The 17034-nt window shown below is 71.2% G+C and carries 19 protein-coding genes; 15 read left to right on the top strand and 4 right to left on the bottom strand.

All coding sequences use genetic code 11. The features are described 5' to 3' along the window. Positions 1 to 11: 11 nt before the first annotated feature. A complete protein-coding gene (locus ABD663_RS07650) occupies positions 12 to 1337 on the bottom strand; it encodes a UDP-glucose dehydrogenase family protein (RefSeq protein ID WP_344737386.1) in 1326 nt (441 codons plus the stop codon). A gap of 261 nt (positions 1338 to 1598) precedes the next feature. On the opposite strand from ABD663_RS07650, the gene rplM reads away from it, so the two are divergent. From rplM to glmM, 3 genes are read left to right on the top strand one after another with little or no spacing between them, the layout of a single operon-like run. Continuing rightward, positions 1599 to 2045 carry a 50S ribosomal protein L13 gene (gene rplM / locus ABD663_RS07645; protein WP_344737385.1) on the top strand — a complete coding sequence of 149 codons (447 nt, stop codon included), beginning with the start codon at positions 1599 to 1601 and terminating at the stop codon, positions 2043 to 2045. 26 nt (positions 2046 to 2071) lie between these two features. Continuing rightward, on the top strand, positions 2072 to 2557 hold the full coding sequence (gene rpsI / locus ABD663_RS07640; protein ID WP_344737384.1) for a 30S ribosomal protein S9: 486 nt from the start codon (positions 2072 to 2074) through the stop codon (positions 2555 to 2557). Positions 2558 to 2572: 15 nt separating this feature from the next. Then, positions 2573 to 3931: a phosphoglucosamine mutase gene (gene glmM, locus ABD663_RS07635; protein WP_344737383.1), complete on the top strand. Its 1359-nt coding sequence runs from the start codon at positions 2573 to 2575 to the stop codon at positions 3929 to 3931. Between the two features lie 48 nt (positions 3932 to 3979). Here glmM and ABD663_RS07630 read toward each other — a convergent pair whose 3' ends face one another. Both ABD663_RS07630 and ABD663_RS07625 read right to left on the bottom strand, forming a co-directional pair. After that, a complete protein-coding gene (locus ABD663_RS07630) occupies positions 3980 to 4906 on the bottom strand; it encodes a Ppx/GppA family phosphatase (protein ID WP_344737382.1) in 927 nt (308 codons plus the stop codon). A gap of 10 nt (positions 4907 to 4916) precedes the next feature. After that, on the bottom strand, positions 4917 to 5474 hold the full coding sequence (locus tag ABD663_RS07625) for a YdcF family protein (protein WP_344737381.1): 558 nt from the start codon (positions 5472 to 5474) through the stop codon (positions 4917 to 4919). Positions 5475 to 5565: 91 nt separating this feature from the next. Here ABD663_RS07625 and coaA point away from each other — a divergent pair, with 91 nt between their 5' ends. From coaA to ABD663_RS07575, 10 genes are all read left to right on the top strand, one after another. Further along, positions 5566 to 6516, top strand: coding sequence for a type I pantothenate kinase (gene coaA / locus ABD663_RS07620; RefSeq protein WP_344737380.1), 951 nt, complete (start codon positions 5566 to 5568; stop codon positions 6514 to 6516). Between the two features lie 129 nt (positions 6517 to 6645). After that, positions 6646 to 7458: a hypothetical protein gene (locus ABD663_RS07615; RefSeq protein WP_344737379.1), complete on the top strand. Its 813-nt coding sequence runs from the start codon at positions 6646 to 6648 to the stop codon at positions 7456 to 7458. A gap of 63 nt (positions 7459 to 7521) precedes the next feature. Next, positions 7522 to 9375 carry a glutamine--fructose-6-phosphate transaminase (isomerizing) gene (gene glmS, locus ABD663_RS07610; protein ID WP_344737378.1) on the top strand — a complete coding sequence of 618 codons (1854 nt, stop codon included), beginning with the start codon at positions 7522 to 7524 and terminating at the stop codon, positions 9373 to 9375. Positions 9376 to 9412: 37 nt separating this feature from the next. After that, positions 9413 to 9775: a holo-ACP synthase gene (locus tag ABD663_RS07605; RefSeq protein WP_344737377.1), complete on the top strand. Its 363-nt coding sequence runs from the start codon at positions 9413 to 9415 to the stop codon at positions 9773 to 9775. Then, entirely contained in the window at positions 9772 to 10881 is a 1110-nt protein-coding gene (gene alr, locus ABD663_RS07600; protein ID WP_344737376.1) for an alanine racemase, read from the top strand. Before ABD663_RS07605 ends, alr begins: the two co-directional genes overlap by 4 nt. Further along, entirely contained in the window at positions 10878 to 11378 is a 501-nt protein-coding gene (tsaE, locus tag ABD663_RS07595; RefSeq protein ID WP_344737375.1) for a tRNA (adenosine(37)-N6)-threonylcarbamoyltransferase complex ATPase subunit type 1 TsaE, read from the top strand. Before alr ends, tsaE begins: the two co-directional genes overlap by 4 nt. A gap of 36 nt (positions 11379 to 11414) precedes the next feature. Next, on the top strand, positions 11415 to 12065 hold the full coding sequence (gene tsaB, locus ABD663_RS07590) for a tRNA (adenosine(37)-N6)-threonylcarbamoyltransferase complex dimerization subunit type 1 TsaB (protein ID WP_344737374.1): 651 nt from the start codon (positions 11415 to 11417) through the stop codon (positions 12063 to 12065). Further along, positions 12062 to 12559, top strand: a complete 498-nt coding sequence (rimI, locus tag ABD663_RS07585; RefSeq protein WP_344737373.1) for a ribosomal protein S18-alanine N-acetyltransferase — start codon at positions 12062 to 12064, stop codon at positions 12557 to 12559. Before tsaB ends, rimI begins: the two co-directional genes overlap by 4 nt. Continuing rightward, positions 12508 to 13656, top strand: a complete 1149-nt coding sequence (gene tsaD / locus ABD663_RS07580) for a tRNA (adenosine(37)-N6)-threonylcarbamoyltransferase complex transferase subunit TsaD (protein WP_344737372.1) — start codon at positions 12508 to 12510, stop codon at positions 13654 to 13656. The genes rimI and tsaD overlap by 52 nt, the downstream gene beginning before the upstream one ends. After that, positions 13653 to 14105, top strand: a complete 453-nt coding sequence (locus tag ABD663_RS07575; protein WP_344737371.1) for a hypothetical protein — start codon at positions 13653 to 13655, stop codon at positions 14103 to 14105. Before tsaD ends, ABD663_RS07575 begins: the two co-directional genes overlap by 4 nt. Positions 14106 to 14112: 7 nt before the next feature. Here the strand turns inward: ABD663_RS07575 and ABD663_RS07570 are convergent, their stop codons facing one another. Next, positions 14113 to 15312: a class I SAM-dependent methyltransferase gene (locus ABD663_RS07570; RefSeq protein WP_344737370.1), complete on the bottom strand. Its 1200-nt coding sequence runs from the start codon at positions 15310 to 15312 to the stop codon at positions 14113 to 14115. A 160-nt stretch (positions 15313 to 15472) separates the two neighbouring features. On the opposite strand from ABD663_RS07570, the gene ABD663_RS07565 reads away from it, so the two are divergent. Both ABD663_RS07565 and ABD663_RS07560 read left to right on the top strand, forming a co-directional pair. Next, on the top strand, positions 15473 to 16636 hold the full coding sequence (locus ABD663_RS07565; RefSeq protein WP_344737369.1) for a hypothetical protein: 1164 nt from the start codon (positions 15473 to 15475) through the stop codon (positions 16634 to 16636). 102 nt (positions 16637 to 16738) lie between these two features. Beyond that, entirely contained in the window at positions 16739 to 16987 is a 249-nt protein-coding gene (locus ABD663_RS07560; protein WP_344737368.1) for a hypothetical protein, read from the top strand. Positions 16988 to 17034: the final 47 nt, after the last annotated feature.

Below are 17034 nucleotides of genomic sequence, written 5' to 3'. Positions count from 1 at the left end.
TCGCGCGAGACTCAGGGGCGACCCATGCCGAAGTACTGCCACCCGGCGGCCCGCCATGCTGCCGCGTCGAGGCAGTTGCGGCCGTCGATGACGACGCGGCCGCGCACGAGGGTGGCGGCGTGTGCGGGATCGAGCTCGCGCCGCCACTGGTCCCATTCGGTGACGACGATGACCGCATCGGCATCGCCGAGGGCCTCGTCGCGCTCGTCCACGTAGGTCAGCTGCGGATGCGCGCGGCGCGCGTTGGCGAGCGCCGCGGGATCGGTCACGACGACGTCGCCGCCGAGCCCGTGCAGGCGCACGGCGACGTCCAGAGCGGGGGAGTCGCGGATGTCATCGCTGTGGGGCTTGAACGAGGCTCCGAGCACCGTGATCTTCTTGCCGTGCACGGTGCCGCCGAGGGCGTCGACGACGAGCTCCACCGCGCGGCTGCGTCGGCGCAGGTTGATCGCGTCGACCTCCCTGAGGAAGCCGACCGACTCACCACGGCCCAGCTCTTCGGCGCGCGCCGAGAACGCGCGGATGTCTTTCGGGAGGCATCCGCCGCCGAATCCGATCCCCGCACCCAGGAACCGGCGACCGATGCGCGCGTCGTGCCCGATCGCGTCGGCGAGCTGGGTGACGTCGGCGCCGGTGACCTCGGCGATCTCGGCCATGGCGTTGATGAACGAGATCTTGGTCGCGAGGAAGGCATTCGCGGCCACCTTGACCAGCTCGGCGGTCGCATAGTCGGTCACCAGGAACGGCGTGTCCTTCGCGACGGCCGTGTGGTACACCTCGCGGAGGATCGCCGCAGCGCGGGCGCCCTCCTCGGTCGGTTCGCCGTCGGCGCTGGGCACGCCCGCCACGAGCCGGTCGGGATCGATCGTGTCCTGCACCGCCCAGCCCTCGCGGAGGAACTCGGGGTTCCACACCAGGGTCGCGCCGCGTTCGGCGACGGATGGCGCGAGGCGGGTGGCGGTGCCGACGGGTACCGTCGACTTGCCGGCGACCAGGTCGCCCGGCGACAGGTGAGGCAGCAACGCCGCGACGGCGGCATCGACGTACGTCAGGTCGGCGGCGTCGCCGCCCTTCAGCTGCGGAGTGCCCACGCCGATGAAGTGGACGGCGGCGCCGTGCGCGGCGGCCATGTCGGTGGTGAAGCGCAGTCGGCCGCTGCGGATGCCCTCGGTGAGGATCTCCTGCAGGCCGGGTTCGAAGAACGGCGCGTCACCGACCGACAGCGACGCGATCTTGGTGGCGTCGACATCGATGCCGACGACGTCGTGCCCGATCGACGCCATCGCCGCCGCATGGACCGCGCCCAGATACCCGCAGCCGATCACAGACATCCGCATGTGAGCCCCCTCTCGCTGGGGTCAACTCTACGGGGGTGAGCGAGCCCCGATGCACTGCGTGGGCCCAGGCGAACCGGCATCGGCGCCGGTTTGTCCGACGCGGCCGGATGGCGTAGCATAGCCCTTTGGTGCGCGCGGCCCCTGCGCCCGGCACCGCGAACGTGAGCCCTCCACCGGTGAGTTCGATCGCCCTCGGCATCGGAACCGCCCCGGAGCGGGATTCACGAACCTCTCCGTTCGATTCAAGAAAGCAGCACTACTGTGACGCGCACGTACACACCCAAGGCTGGCGAAGTCCAGCGCGAGTGGCTGGTCATCGACGCGACCGACGTCGTCCTCGGCCGTCTCGCCTCGCACGCGGCCGCCCTTCTCCGCGGCAAGCACAAGCCGACCTTCGCGAACCACGTCGACACCGGCGACTTCGTCGTCATCGTCAACGCCGACAAGGTCGCCCTCACCGGGCAGAAGCTCCAGAAGAAGATGGCCTACCGTCACTCGGGCTACCCGGGTGGCCTCAAGGCGGTCTCGTACGAGGAGCTCCTCGCGAAGAACCCCGTCCGCGCGGTCGAGAAGGCGGTGCGCGGCATGCTCCCCAAGAACACGCTGGGCCGTCAGCAGCTCTCGAAGCTCAAGGTCTACGCCGGCGCCGAGCACCCGCACGCGGCGCAGCAGCCCAAGCCGTACACCTTCGACCAGGTCGCCCAGTAAGCGCCGTACAGGATAAGGACACACTCGTGGCGAAGATCCAGGACACCACCGACTCCCCGACCGAGTTCTCGACCGAGACTCCGACCGACGAGGCCGCCGTCGCGGCCGAGCGCCCCGTGCTCTCGGTGCCCGGTGCGGCCGTCGGCCGCCGCAAGGAGGCGATCGCACGTGTGCGCATCACCCCCGGCTCGGGAACCATCACCATCAACGGCCGCTCGTTCGAGGACTACTTCCCGAACAAGCTCCACCAGCAGCTGATCACCGATCCGTTCACCGTGCTCGGCCTCACCGACGCGTACGACGTCGTCGCCCGCATCTCGGGTGGCGGCCCCTCGGGTCAGGCCGGTGCACTGCGCCTGGGCATCGCCCGCGCGCTCAACGAGGTCGACGCCGAGAACAACCGCCCGGCTCTGAAGAAGGCCGGCTTCCTCTCGCGCGATGCCCGCGTGAAGGAGCGCAAGAAGGCCGGTCTCAAGAAGGCCCGCAAGGCGCCCCAGTACTCGAAGCGCTAAGGCGACCCCACTCCGATGCCGCTGTTCGGCACGGACGGGGTGCGGGGACTGGCCAACGGCCCCCTCACCGCCGATCTCGCTCTCACCCTGGCCCAGGCGACCGCCGTCGTCCTGGGTCAGGGTCGTACCGCTGACGCACGCCGCGCCGCGGGCCGACGGATCACCGCCGTCGTCGCCCGCGACCCGCGCGTGTCGGGGGAGTTCCTGTCCGCGGCCGTCGAGGCGGGTCTCGCCTCATCGGGCGTCGATGTCTACGACGCGGGGGTGCTCCCCACGCCGGCGGCCGCGTTCCTCATCGCCGACATCGACGCCGACTTCGGGGTCATGGTCTCGGCGTCGCACAACCCGGCTCCCGACAACGGCATCAAGATCTTCGCGCGCGGCGGGGTGAAGCTCCCCGACGTCGTCGAGGAGCGCATCGAGCATGCGATGACCGGCCAGAAGCTGCAGCCCACGGGCGCCGACGTCGGCCGCATCCGCCGCTTCGCCGACGCCGAGGACCGCTACGTCGTCCACCTGCTCGCGTCGTTGCCCCACCGCCTCGACGGCATTCACGTCGTGCTGGACTGCGCGCACGGTGCGGCCTCGGGCGTGTCGCCCGAGACCTTCCGCGACGCCGGTGCGCGCGTCACCGTCATCGGCGCCGACCCCGACGGCCTCAACATCAACGACGGCGTGGGCTCCACCCACCTGGATCGTCTGGCCGAGGCCGTCCTCGCCCACGGCGCCGACGTCGGTATCGCCCACGACGGCGACGCCGACCGCTGCCTGGCGGTGGATGCGCAGGGGCGGGTGGTCGACGGCGACCAGATCATGGCGATCCTCGCGGTGTCGATGAAGGAGCGCGGCCGCCTCGTCGGCGACACGCTCGTGACGACCGTGATGAGCAACCTCGGGCTGCATCGGGCGATGGCCGACCACGGCATCCGCGTCGAGACCACCGCCGTCGGTGACCGCTACGTCCTCGAGAAGATGAACGAGGGGGGCTTCTCACTCGGCGGCGAGCAGTCGGGGCACGTCATCATGAGCGAGTTCGCCACCACGGGCGACGGTCTGCTGACGGGGCTGCACCTCGTCGCCGAGATGGCACGACGCACGACGACCCTCGCCGAGTTGGCATCGGTCATGACGGTCTACCCGCAGGTGCTCGAGAACGTGCGCGACGTGGACCGCACGCGCGTCGCCGACCCGGTCATCGCCTCGGCCGTGGCCGAGGTGCAGGCGGCGCTGGGCGACTCGGGACGCGTGCTGCTGCGCGCGTCGGGCACCGAGCCGCTGGTACGCGTCATGGTCGAGGCGGCGGATGCCGATGTCGCCCAGCAGTCCGCATCGCATCTCGCCGACGTCGTCCGTGACAGGCTCGCGCTCAGCTGAGCTGAGCTGAACAGCGGGGCGCGCGACGCGGCGGCCGAGCCGAGGCGGTCAGTCCACCGTCTCGAGGTAGCGCAGCAGCACGCCTTCGCGAAGGGCCCACGGACTCACCTCGAGCTCATCGATGTCCAGCATCTTCATCGCCGCGTGCAGCACGACGGCTCCGCCGACGATCTGGAACGTACGCTCGGGCGTGATGCCGGGCAGCTGCTGACGCGCCTCGGCAGGCATCGCCGCCATGCGCGGAATCCAGCCCTTCAGGCCCGACCTGGTCAGGATCACGCGGTCCTCTCCGCCGGCGCCGGGCAGCGCCGCGCCGGCGAGGCGAGCCAGTGAGCGGATCGTCTTCGACGAACCGACGACCCGGTTGGGTGCGGGCTGATCGGCCATGGCCTCGACGACGGTCGTCAGTTCGTCCTTCACGTGGTCGCGCAGTGCCGAGACCTGCTCGGGCGTCGGCGGGTCGTCGGGAAGGAACCCCACGGTCACGCGGCCTGCGCCCAGCGGGAGCGACAGCGCGATGTCGGGAAGCTCGTCGGCCCCCGACGCGATCTCGAGCGAGCCGCCCCCGATGTCGAGCATGAGCAGCCGCCCCGCCGACCAGCCGAACCAGCGGCGGATCGCCAGGAACGTGTATCGGGCCTCGCCCGGGCCGTCGAGCACCTGAAGCGGGACGCCGGTCACCTCTTCGACACGGGCGATCGCGTCGGCGCCGTTGGTCGCTTCGCGCAACGACGACGTCGCGATCGTGAGCAGCTGCTCGACGCCGTGCTCCTCGGCGATCCGACGCGCATCGCGCGCCTCGTCGACGAGACGGGCGACGCCGGTCTCGCCGATCGAGCCGTCGGGTTCGAGGAAGCGCATGAGCCGCAGCACGCTGCGGTGAGCGGTCGACGTCGCGGGTCGCACCCCCGGTCTCGCGTCGGCGACGAGAAGGTTGACGGTGTTCGAGCCGATGTCGAGGACTCCGAGGCGCACGGATCTCAGGTTAGCGGGCGTCGTGCGGGTGCGCGCACGGGGTGACCAGCGCCTTGACGAAGGCGGCCGTCTGGTAGACGTAGACCCCTGCCCAATCGAGCAGGCTCGAAGGCGTGGATACTCCCACCACCGTCGCCGCGCCGGGGTAGCACTTCGCGTAGACGAATCGGGCGCGCGAGACGTGTCCGGTCGCCGTGAGCACGACGGCGCTGTGCACGTCGTGGCTCAGGGCGTACTCTTCGAGCAGCAGCGTCTCGCCGTCGGTCGTGTACGGGTCGGGTGTGGCGCAGGTCACGAATTCCCGGTCGCAGAGTTCGAGGTCGGATGCCGGTTCACCGGGTGCCGCCACCGACACCAGCAGCGCGGACGCCAGGCCGTCATCGATGAGGCGCAGTGCGGCGTCCACTCGCTCGTCGGTCGCCGGCCCGAGCACCTGCACCACGTCGGCCCGATGCGGGTCCGACGGGGCGGGGAACACGTACAGGGGGAGCCCTGCGATCACGAAGACCGCGATCGCGGTCAGCGCTGCGCCGAGCCAGGCGAGGGCACGGCGCCGCGTGCGCGTCATCCGGTCCTCCTGCCGCTCGCACGCCGATCGTAGCCGTCATCCATGACGTCCGGCGGCGTGCGGACCGCGCCCGCCCGATACGATGGCCCCGATGTCCGCCGAAGTGACGACCTCCGCCGCCGCGCACTCGCTGTATCGCGAGATCGACCGGGATGAGTGGGCGCGCCTGGCGGCCGGCATGGCGCAGCCGCTGTCCGAGACCGAGGTGGTGCAGATCCGCGGGCTCGGCGACAGGCTCGACCTCGCGGAGGTGTCCGAGGTCTACCTGCCGTTGAGCCGCCTGCTGTCGCTGTACGCAGAGACGACGAAACGGCTCGGCGCCGAGACGAGCGGCTTCCTCCAGGAACCCGACACCACGACGCCGTTCGTCGTCGCGGTCGCAGGATCGGTGGCCGTCGGGAAGTCGACCATCGCGAGGTTGCTCCGCGAGCTGATGAGCCGCTGGCCGGGGACGCCGCGTGTCGAGCTCGTCACGACCGACGGCTTCCTGTATCCGAACGCGGAACTCGAGCGACGCGGGATCATGGACCGGAAGGGCTTCCCCGAGTCCTACGACCGCCGCGGCCTCGTGCAGTTCCTCACCGACGTCAAAAGCGGCGCCCCGGAGGCACGCGCTCCCTTCTACTCGCACATGCGGTACGACATCGTCGCGGACGCGCATGTCACCGTTCGCAGACCCGACGTCGTCATCGTCGAGGGGCTGAACGTGCTCGCCCCGCCGCCGGCACCGCACGACGTGGCGGTCAGCGACCTCTTCGACTTCTCGATCTACGTCGACGCGCAGCCCGATCACATCGAGCAGTGGTTCATCGACCGATTTCTCGCGCTCAAGCGGGGCGCGTTCGCCAATCCGGCGTCGTTCTTCAACAACTTCGCTCACCTCAGCGACGATGAGGCGGTCCAGACCGCACTCGGGTACTGGCGCACGATCAACCTCCCGAACCTCGAAGAGAACGTGCTGCCGACCAAGCACCGCGCCACGCTCGTGCTCGAGAAGGACGTCGACCACACTGTCGAGAGGGTCCTCCTCCGCAAGCTCTGACCGTCCCGCGGATCGCCGTCGCAGAGCGACCCTCGAGTCGTGATAAAAAAGATGAGAGAGTTCTCATCTCTCTGGGGAGTCGTTGCCAACCCGAGGCGGCGACCATCACACGCTTCTTTGGGGGAAGCCATGAGTCAGTCGATCCTGCCTGCCGTCGAACCGAACGGAGAGGACCGCGCCACCGGCTCGGTCAGTCGCCGGACGCTCGTGAAGGGGGCCGCGTGGGCGGTGCCCGTCATCGCGCTCGCTGCGCCCGTGCCGGTCTACGCAGCATCCGAATGCACGCCGACCACGGCGCTGGACACGCTCCGGCCGGGAACCGAACCCAGTCAGATCGTCTTCCAGCCTTCCGGCGTGGTCGCCGCGCTGGCCTACAGCGACAGCACCCCGACCGGGGGCACCGGGGCGACGGGCGAGGTCGCCGCCACCAGCACGAACCCCTCGTGGAATTACATCGAACTGGAGATGACCGAGAACCTCAGCCAGGGCAGCTGGGTGCAGCTGACCATCACGCTGTCCGAGCCGGTCGAGGGACTCTCGTTCGTCCTGCACGACATCGACTCGGTCGGCGGGCAGTGGCAGGACACGGTGGAGATCCTCACCACCGGCTATACGTCGGTCAACGGCGGCAACGTGCAGGGCAACGGCACCGCCGGCAACCGATTCCGTCCGATCCTCCCGGGTGACACCCCGATCTCGAGCGGACTGGGCGACGTGCGGCTCACCTGGCCGGGGCCGGTGCAGGTGGTGACCCTTCGCTACATCGCGGGCATCACCGGCGACTCCGACAATCAGCACATCGGCGTCGGCGACCTGAGCTACCTGGCCTGCCTGCCCGGCGGCACCCAGCGCGCAGCCCGCGCGATGGCGGCACCGCAGCGGCACCGGATCTCGACGGGCGCGCCGAGCTTCCTCACGTCCGACGGCTCGTCCGACCAGTAGGCGGCCGGCGGCCGACGTATTCGTTCAGGCTCCTTGCATACCCGCCCGCCTACGATTGACGGCATGTGCGGCATCGTTGGATACGTCGGCCCCCGGCAGAGCCAGGCCATTCTGCTGTCGGGTCTCTCGCGGCTCGAATACCGCGGGTACGACTCGGCGGGGATCGCCGTCATCGACGCCGCCGGCGATCTCGGCATGCGCAAGCGCGCCGGCAAGCTGGGCGTGCTGCGCGACGACCTGACGGCGCATCCGCTCGCCGACGGCACGACCGGCATCGGTCACACCCGGTGGGCGACCCACGGCGGACCGACCGACGTGAACGCCCACCCGCATCTGGCCGATGACGACCGTCTCGCGGTCATCCACAACGGGATCATCGAGAACTTCGCCGAGATCAAGGCCGAGCTCGAGGCGGACGGCAGCGTCTTCGCGAGCGAGACCGACACCGAGGTCGCCGCGGTGCTGCTCGGTCGCGAGTACCGAGCTCAGGGCGGCGACCTGGTTGCGGCGTTCCGTGCGGTCGCCCGGCGGCTCGACGGTGCGTTCACGCTGCTCGCGATGCACGAGGACCAGCCCGGGCTCGTCGTCGGCGCCCGCCGCAACTCCCCGCTGGTGATCGGCATCGGCGACGGCGAGAATTTCCTCGCGTCCGACGTCGCGGCGTTCGTCGAGCACACGCGCCGCGCGCTGGCCATCGGGCAGGACGAGATCGTCGCCATCACCCCCGACGCCGTCACCGTCACCGACTTCGACGGCAACGACGTCGAGGTCGAGCCGTTCGAGGTGATGTGGGATGCCTCGGCAGCCGACAAGGGCGGATGGTCCAGCTTCATGGCCAAAGAAGTCTCCGAAGAGCCCGAGGCGGTGGCGAACACGCTGCGTGGCCGCATCCGCGACGGCGCGGTCGCCATCCCCGAGCTCGACGGGCTCGACGAGCTGTTCGGCGACATCACCCGCATCATCGTCATCGCGTGCGGCACGGCGGCATACGCGGGCATGGTCGGCAAGTACGCGCTGGAGCAGTGGGCGCGCGTGCCTGTCGACGTCGAGCTGGCACACGAGTTCCGCTACCGCGACCCCGTGATCGGGCCCGACACCCTCGTCGTGTCGATCAGCCAGTCGGGCGAGACCATGGACACGCTCATGGCGGTCAAGTACGCGCGCGAGGCGGGCGCGAAGACGCTGTCGATCTGCAACACCCAGGGGGCGACGATCCCGCGCGAATCTGACGCGATCGTCTACACGCACGCGGGGCCCGAGGTCGCCGTCGCGTCGACCAAGGCGTTCGTCGCACAGATCACCGCGCTGCTGCTGCTCGCCCTGCACATCGGTCGCATCCGCGGCGTGCTGAGCCGGACCGAGGCCGCGCAGCACGTGCTCGAGCTGGAGTCGGTCCCCGAGAAGATCCAGCTGATCCTCGACCGCGAGCAGGGCCGCATCGAGCAGTTCGCGCACTGGATGGCCGACACGCGCTCGGTGCTCTTCCTGGGCCGCCACGTCGGCTACCCCATCGCCCTCGAGGGGGCCCTCAAACTCAAGGAGATCTCGTACATCCACGCCGAGGGCTTCGCCGCCGGCGAGCTCAAGCACGGCCCGATCGCCTTGATCGAACCCGGCCAGCCGGTGTTCGTGATCGTGCCGTCACCGCGCGAATCGGCGACGCTGCACTCGAAGGTCGTCTCGAACATCCAGGAGATCCGCGCGCGGGGGGCTCGCGTGATCGTCGTCGCCGAGGAGGGCGACGTCGCCGTGCTGCCGTTCGCCGACGAGGTGCTGCGCATCCCGCTGGCCGGACCGCTGTTCGAGCCGCTGCTGGCGGTCGTGCCGCTGCACATCTTCGCGATGGGTCTAGCCACGGCGAAGGGCCTCGACGTCGACCAGCCCCGCAACCTCGCGAAGTCCGTCACGGTCGAGTGACCGTCGCGCGTCGACGGGCGATCGGTAGTCTGGCCTGATGATCGTCGGGATCGGAGTCGACCTCGTCGACATCGCGCGATTCGAGCGCACGCTCGAGCGGACCCCGCGGCTCGCCGAGCGTCTGTTCTCGCCGACGGAGCGCGAACTCAAGCCCCGCTCCCTCGCCGCGCGCTATGCCGCCAAAGAGGCCCTCATCAAGGCGCTCGGAGGCTCGGACGGCGTGCACTGGACCGAGATCGAGATCACACCCGAGGAGTCGGGCCGGCCATGGTTCACCCTCGACGGCACGACGGCGCGAGCCGTCGCCGACAAGGGGATCACGAGCCTGCATTTGTCGCTGTCGCACGATGCCGGACTCGCGATCGCGTACGTGGTCGCCGAGGCGGAGGGCGCGGGATGAACGCGATGCGCGAGGCGAGGATCGACACCGGCGCGATCTCGGCGAACGTGCGCCACCTGCGGCGACTGACCGACTCCGAACTGATCGCCGTCGTCAAGGCGGACGGCTACGGCCACGGCGCCGTGCGCGCGGCGGTCGCAGCCCTCGCCGGTGGCGCGTCCCGGCTCGGCGTCGCGGACATCGACGAGGCGCTCGCGCTGCGCCGCGCCGGTGTCGACGCTCCGATCGTGGCGTGGCTGCATGCGCCCGGTGCATCCTTCGCCGAATCCGCCCGCGCGGGGATCGAGCTGGGAGTGTCGAGCTTCGACCAGCTGCTGCAGGCCGCCGCCGCGGCATCCGCGGACCGTGCCGTCGGTGTGCACCTCAAGCTCGAGACCGGGCTCGGCCGCAACGGCATCGCCCCCGAGGACGCACCCCTGATCTTCGCCGAGGCCGCGCGGCTCGAGCGCATCGGCAAGGTGCGGGTGATCGGCCTGTTCAGCCACCTCTCCAACGCGTCGGCCGACGACGACCGCGCCGCGCTGCGGCGATTCCGGGACGCGGTCGCTGCGGCATCCGCGGCGGGGCTCGCGCCTGCGTTGCGGCACATCGCCGCGACGCACGCCGCGATCGCGCTGCCCGAGAGCCGCCTCGGCTGCGTTCGGGTCGGTGTCGGGATCTACGGACTGTCGCCGTTCGCCGATCGCACCTCGGCCGACCTCGGCCTGCAGCCGGCGATGACCCTCACCGCGCGCGTCGCGGCCGTGCGCCGAGTGGGCGCGGGTCAGGGCGTGTCGTACGGCTACGACTACCGGGCCGGACACGACACCACGCTGGCGCTCATCCCCCTCGGCTACGCCGACGGCGTTCCCCGTCAGGCATCCGGGACCGGTCCCGTGCGCGTCGGCGGAGCCCGGGTGCGCGTGGCCGGCCGGATCGCGATGGACCAGTTCGTCGTCGACATGGGCGATCACCCGGTGTCGGTCGGCGACGAGGCCGTGCTGTTCGGCGACCCGACGCTGGGCAGTCCCGCTGCCGACGAGTGGGCGGACGCCGCAGCCACGATCAACTACGAGATCGTCACCCGGATCGGGCCCCGCGTGGTTCGGCGCGAGGTGTCATCGTGAGCGGCCTCGACGCGCTCATCGGCCGCCGCGAGGTGTCGTCGCCGGAGCAGATGGAGGCGCTGGGCGAGCAGATGGGGCGCATGCTGCGCGCCGGCGACGTCGTCGTGCTCACCGGCCCGCTCGGCGCCGGCAAGACCACTCTCACGCGCGGGATCGCCGCCGGCCTCGGTGTGCGGGGACCGGTGCAGAGCCCGACGTTCGTGATCGCGCGCACGCACCCCTCGCTCGTCGGCGGCGCGCCGCTCGTGCACGTCGACGCGTACCGGCTGGGCTCGGCGGTCGAGCTCGACGATCTCGACCTCGACCTCGACCGATCGGTCGTCATCATCGAGTGGGGCAGAGGGCTGGCCGATCAGCTGCAGGACACGTGGTGGGAGGTCGAGCTGGATCGCGAATGGCACGGCCACGGCGTCGACGACGCGTGCGGCACGACCGCGCGCGAGGCCGACCTCGACGCCGACGCCCCGCGTCTGGTGACCGTCTCGCGTCGACCATAGCGACCGCCCGAGCCCGCCGCGATTACGCTGGACGACGTGATCCTCGGCATCGACACCTCGGCGGGCACCTCGGTGGCCGTCGTCGAGCACGATGGCGTGGTGCTCTCGCAGCTCGACAGCCCCGATCCCCGCGGCCACGCCGAGGTGATCGGCACGCTCATCGAGCGCGCGCTCGCGGAGGCATCCGTCGGATCCGGCGACATCACGCATGTCGCCGCAGGAATGGGTCCCGGACCGTTCACGGGTCTGCGCGTCGGCATCGCCGCGGCGCGTGCGTTCGCCCTCGGGCGCGGCATCCCGGTCGTCCCGGTCGTGAGTCACGATGCCGTCGCGCTCGAGCGGTCGCTGCGCGCCGCGCTCCTCGGCGACGATGAACCCGCCCCGTTCGCCGTCGTGACCGATGCGCGTCGCCGCGAGGTCGCGTGGACGCCGTACCGGGGCGTCGACGACGACGGACTTCCCGTCCGGTCGGCCGATCCGGCGCTGGTGCCGCGCGACGAGGCGGACGCCGCGCTCGCAGGGGTCGGCGTCGAACGGGCCGACGCCGACCGCGTCCCCGCGGCGATGATCGCCCTCGCCGCGGCACGCGCCGTCGCCGCGGGCCGCGCGATCGCCGACGATGAGGCGCTGTACCTGCGCCCGCCCGACGTCACGGTGTCGGCCGGTCCCAAGCGGGTGACCTCGTGACGCTGCGGCCGGCGACCGGCGACGACCTGGACGCGATCATGGCGATCGAGCGCGCCTCGTTCCCGACGGATGCCTGGAGTGAGGCGATGATGCGCGCCGAGCTCGCCTCGCCGCACAACCACTACATCGTCGCGCACGAGGCCGGCGTCGTGGTGGGGTACGCAGGGCTGCGCGCGCCGGTCGGAGCATCCGATGGAGATGTGCAGACGATCGCACTCGACGCCGCCCGCCGCGGACGGGGAACCGGTCGGGCGCTGCTGCGCGCGCTTCTCGAGTTCGCCGCCGACCGCCGCGTGCGCGAGGTCTTCCTCGATGTGCGGGCCGACAACCCGATCGCCCAGGGCCTCTACCGCTCCGAGGGCTTCCGCGAGATCGCACGCCGTGCGAACTACTACGCGGCGGACGGTGTCGACGGCGTCGTCATGCGGCTCGACCTGCGCGCATGGGCCGAGGCGCGGCAGCCGTCACCGGACGACGCGGGGGTGTGCACGTGAACCGCACCGAACCGCTCGTGCTCGGCATCGAGACCAGCTGCGATGAGACCGGGATCGGCATCGTGCGCGGGCGCACCCTGCTGTCGAACACGATCGCCAGCAGTATGGAGGAGCACGCCCGCTACGGCGGCGTCGTGCCCGAGGTCGCCGCCCGCGCACATCTCGAGGCATTGCAGCCGGCGATCGACGCGGCGCTCGCCGAGTCGGGTGTCGCCCTCGCCGACCTCGACGCCGTGGCGGTCACGAGCGGGCCGGGCCTGGCCGGCGCGCTCATGGTCGGGGTGGGTGCGGCCAAGGCCCTGGCGGTCTCGCTCGAGCGCCCCCTCTACGCGGTGAACCACCTCGTCGGGCACATCGCGGCGGATGTCCTGGATCTGGACGCACACGCGTCACTGTCGCCCGATCGCCCGCAGGGGAAGCTGGAATACCCGACGGTGGCGCTGCTGGTCAGCGGCGGACACACGGCACTGCTGCTCGTGCGCGATCTCACCGGCGACGTCGAGCTGCTCGGCGAGACGATGGACGACGCAGCCGGCGAGGCCTTCGACAAGGTCGCCCGTCTGCTCGGGCTGCCGTACCCGGGCGGACCCGAGATTGACCGGGCCGCGGCGGCCGGCGACCCCGCGGCGATCGCGTTCCCCCGAGGTCTGTCTCGGGCGTCCGACATGGCGAAGCACCGGTACGACTTCTCGTTCTCGGGCCTGAAGACCGCGGTGGCTCGCTGGGTCGAGCAGCGCGAGGCCGCCGGCGAGCCGATTCCGATCCCCGACGTCGCAGCGAGCTTCCGTGAGGCCGTCGTCGATGTGCTCGTCACCAAGGCGATCGCGGCGTGCCGCGATCACGACGTCCCGCGGCTGCTGCTGGGAGGCGGCGTGATCGCCAATCGCCGCCTGCGCGATGTCGCGATCGCACGCGCGGCCGAGGCGGGGGTCGAGGTGCGCATCCCTCCGCTGTCGCTGTGCACCGACAACGGCGCGATGATCGCGGCGCTCGCGGCCGAGCTCATCATGGCGGGCCGCGCGCCCTCGACGTTCGCGTTCGGTGCGGACTCGACGCTGCCCGTCACCGACATCCAGGTCGCGGAGGGCCCGGCATGAGCGACGCCGACACTCCGCGGCCCCGCGAACCCGAGGTCGTCCCCCCGACCCCCGACGTCGATGTCACCGCCGACGCTTCGCAGCTGCCGGGCTCGCATCGCGGCGGTTTCTCGCGGCTGCCGACCGCCCCGGTGCCGCTCACCCAGCGCAACGACGACCTCGAGGGTGCGCCCGACGTGCGCTGGGCCGAGCCGGCGCCTCCGCCCTCACGCGGCATGGCCGGCTGGGCGCTCGGCTTCTCTATCGTCGGGCTCCTCGTCTCGATGTTCGTGGGATGGGGCTTCCCGATCGGGCTCGTCGCCATCGTGACGGCAGTGATCGCGCTGCGGCGGCCGCTCGAGAGCCGCGCCGTCGCGGTCTGGGCCCTCGTCCTCGGTGGGGTGTCGCTGCTGTACAGCGCCGGCTGGCTCGTGTGGGCCGCCACGCGGCCCGAGGGACTGACGGGCTGACCTCCAGTCAGCCGGCCGCCTCGACCCGGTCGGCGAGGATCGCGACCCGGCGGTCGCCGAGCCGGGTGAGCAGCAGCGTCGCGGCGTCGTCCCCCCGCAGCGTGAGCTTGGTCCGAAGCGCCGCCGGGTCGACGTCGACGCCGCGCTTCTTGATCTCGAGCGTGCCGATCCCGCGGGCGCGCAGCGCCTTCGACAGTGCCGCGGTGCTCACCGGCAGCGTCTCGCGCACACGGAACGTCGAGACGAACGGGCTCGTCGAGGCGGCATCCCCGGTCAGATAGGCGATCCGCCGATCGAGCATGCCCGCCTCGAGCGAGCGCGCCACATCGCCGATCAGGCGGGAGCGGATCACCGCCCCCTCGGGCTCGTGGACGAACGCCCCGAGGTCCCGCACCGGCGCGTCCTCCGCGTCGGCCGCGGCCGTGAGCTCCCAGGCCCGCTCGCCCCGAGTGACGAGCGCGGCCCGGCGCACCCCCGGGCGCGCCACCGCGCCGGACCAGAGGACGAGCTCGACGGTCGAGCCGTCGGCGCTCACCCACTGCGCCTCGACGTGGTCAGGGATGAGAGCACGATCCAGGCCCGGCCCCAGCTTCACCCCGCCGGGCCGGCGCGTCAGCAGGTCGAGCACCCAGTCGAGCGACGGCGACCAGTCCTCGGGGCGGGTGCGGACCGTCGCGCCGTGGCCCGCGGTGCGACGCGCGGGGTCGAGCCACACCGCGTCGACGTCGGTGAGGTCGGCGTCCTCGGCGCGGGTGCAGCGCACGGTGACCGCGTCGCCGAAGACGGCGAGGTTGTACGCGGCGATCGCCGAGGTGACCTCGTCGGAATCGACCGCATCGACGCGCAGACCCAGGGCGGCGAGCGCGAGCGCATCACCCCCGATGCCGCATCCGAGGTCGGCGACGCGCTGCAGACCGGCTGCGCGGAAACGACCCGCATGGTGCGCGGCCAGTGACAGACGCGTCGACTGCTCGAGGCCGGCCCGGGTGAACAGCATCCGCTCGGCATGCCCGCCGAACTTCGCGCGGGCTCTCGCGCGCAGCCGGGCCTGGCCCACCGCGGCCGAGACCAGGTCGGGGGAGTGCCCGTCGCGCCGCAGCCGCGTGACGGCGGCGGCGACGTCGCCGGTCGAGGCGATGTCGCCGAGCGAGTCGAGCAGGCGCAATCCGCCGGGTGTGAGCAGCGCGCTGAGCTCGGCCATCTCCATCCGGTCAGCCTACGGGGGCCCGACGGCGCCCGAGTCGCGCCCCGGTGATCCCCTAGTGAGCCCCTATAGGGCACGGGGGGACCCCCGATGCCGGGAGGAGCGGCCCGGTTCCAGACTGTGTCGTACGAGCCGCTGACCCTCTCACAGAAAGAAGTCCGTCATGGCCGACAACAACGCGAACCTCCTCGGGTTCCAGACCAACACCGACCTGCTGTCGAACAACAACCTCCTCTCGGGGAACACCGACAACTCCGACAACTCGGACAACTCCGCCAACGCCCTGTTCTCGGGGAACACCGACAACTCCGACAACTCCGACAACTCCGACAACTCGGACAACTCCGACAACTCGGACAACTCCGACAACTCGGTCGACACCGACGTCGAGGTCGAGGTCGAGCTGGACGACTCGTTCAACGACGATCACTCGACGAACGGCTCCTACAACCAGGACGACTCGATCAACGACTCGTTCCAGGTGAACGACTCGTTCCAGGACAACTCCGTCCACGACTCGGCGAACGACAACTCGATCAACGCGGGCATCCGCCAGTACAACGCCGGCTTCAACGACCTCAACCTCTTCGCCGGCGGCGCCGGCGGCGGCGGCGGATGGGGCGGCAGCGACTTCGAGCTCGAAATCGATGCGCGCACCACCACGAACGACCAGTCGGTGAACCAGAACATCTCGACCTCGTCGGGCAGCGGCGGCGCGGCCATCGCGGTCGGCGGCGACGCCGACGGCGGTATGGGCGGCAACGGCGGCAACGGCGGATCGGGAGCCTCCAACCTCGGGCTGGGCACCGGCGGTGCGGGCACCGGCGGAAGCGGCACCGGCGGCGACGGCGGCCTGGGTGGTCTCGGCTCCGGCGGAAGCGGCGGGGCGGGCACCGGTGCGGCCGGTACCGGCGGCGCGGGAAGCGCGGACGGCGACGGCGGCGCAGGTGCCGCAGGAGCCGCGGGCGGTGCTGCCAACGGTGGTTCGACCGGTGACACCGGTGCGATCGGCGGGTCCGCGATGGGCGGCAACGTCACCCAGTTCTTCGGACAGAACTCGGTCACGGCCTCGGGTGACAACTCGGTGGCCGCGGGCGACGACGTCGACATCGACAACATCGCCACCGACATCGAGGTGGGCGACATCTCGATCGGCAACACGTGGAACACGAACTCGTTCAACGACGATCTGGACTTCTCGGACAACTGGTCGGTGAACGACTCGTTCCAGGACAACAGCGTCGACAACGGGATCGACGTGGACGTGGACGTCGAGAACTCGAACGTGGGCAGCCCCTTCGGCGACGCGAACGAGTTCGACTTCTGAGTCGACACGCGAGTTGCCCGGCGGTCCTTCGGGGTCGCCGGGCATTCGCACCGCCGCAGCGGTGCGGTCTAGAGTCGAACCATCGAGCGAAGGTGACCGAGCATGTCCGGTGACGGATCCCAGTGGCGCGCTGACGGCACGCCGGCCGACGGGCCGGAGCCGACGAGCGCGACCGGCCCGGCGTTCACGAGTGACGCGTGGGGCGCGTCACTCGACGAGGGTGCGGACCCGACGAACCTCTTCTCGGCCGAGATCCAGGACGTCGATGGGGCCGACTGGGACGTGGCCGACCTGTGGGGCGATGCCCCTGCCGCCGACGGCGGCGCGACCGGACTGGACTTCGGTCTTTGAGCCGCGTCGGGGACGACCCGAGCGGGCCGGCGCGCGCAGGGGAGGGC

Source organism: Microbacterium awajiense, assembly GCF_039536545.1.
Classification (GTDB): Bacteria; Actinomycetota; Actinomycetes; order Actinomycetales; family Microbacteriaceae; genus Microbacterium; species Microbacterium awajiense.
The sequence above is the reverse complement of the archived record's forward strand: the minus strand, read 5'-3'. Positions and strand labels throughout refer to the sequence as shown.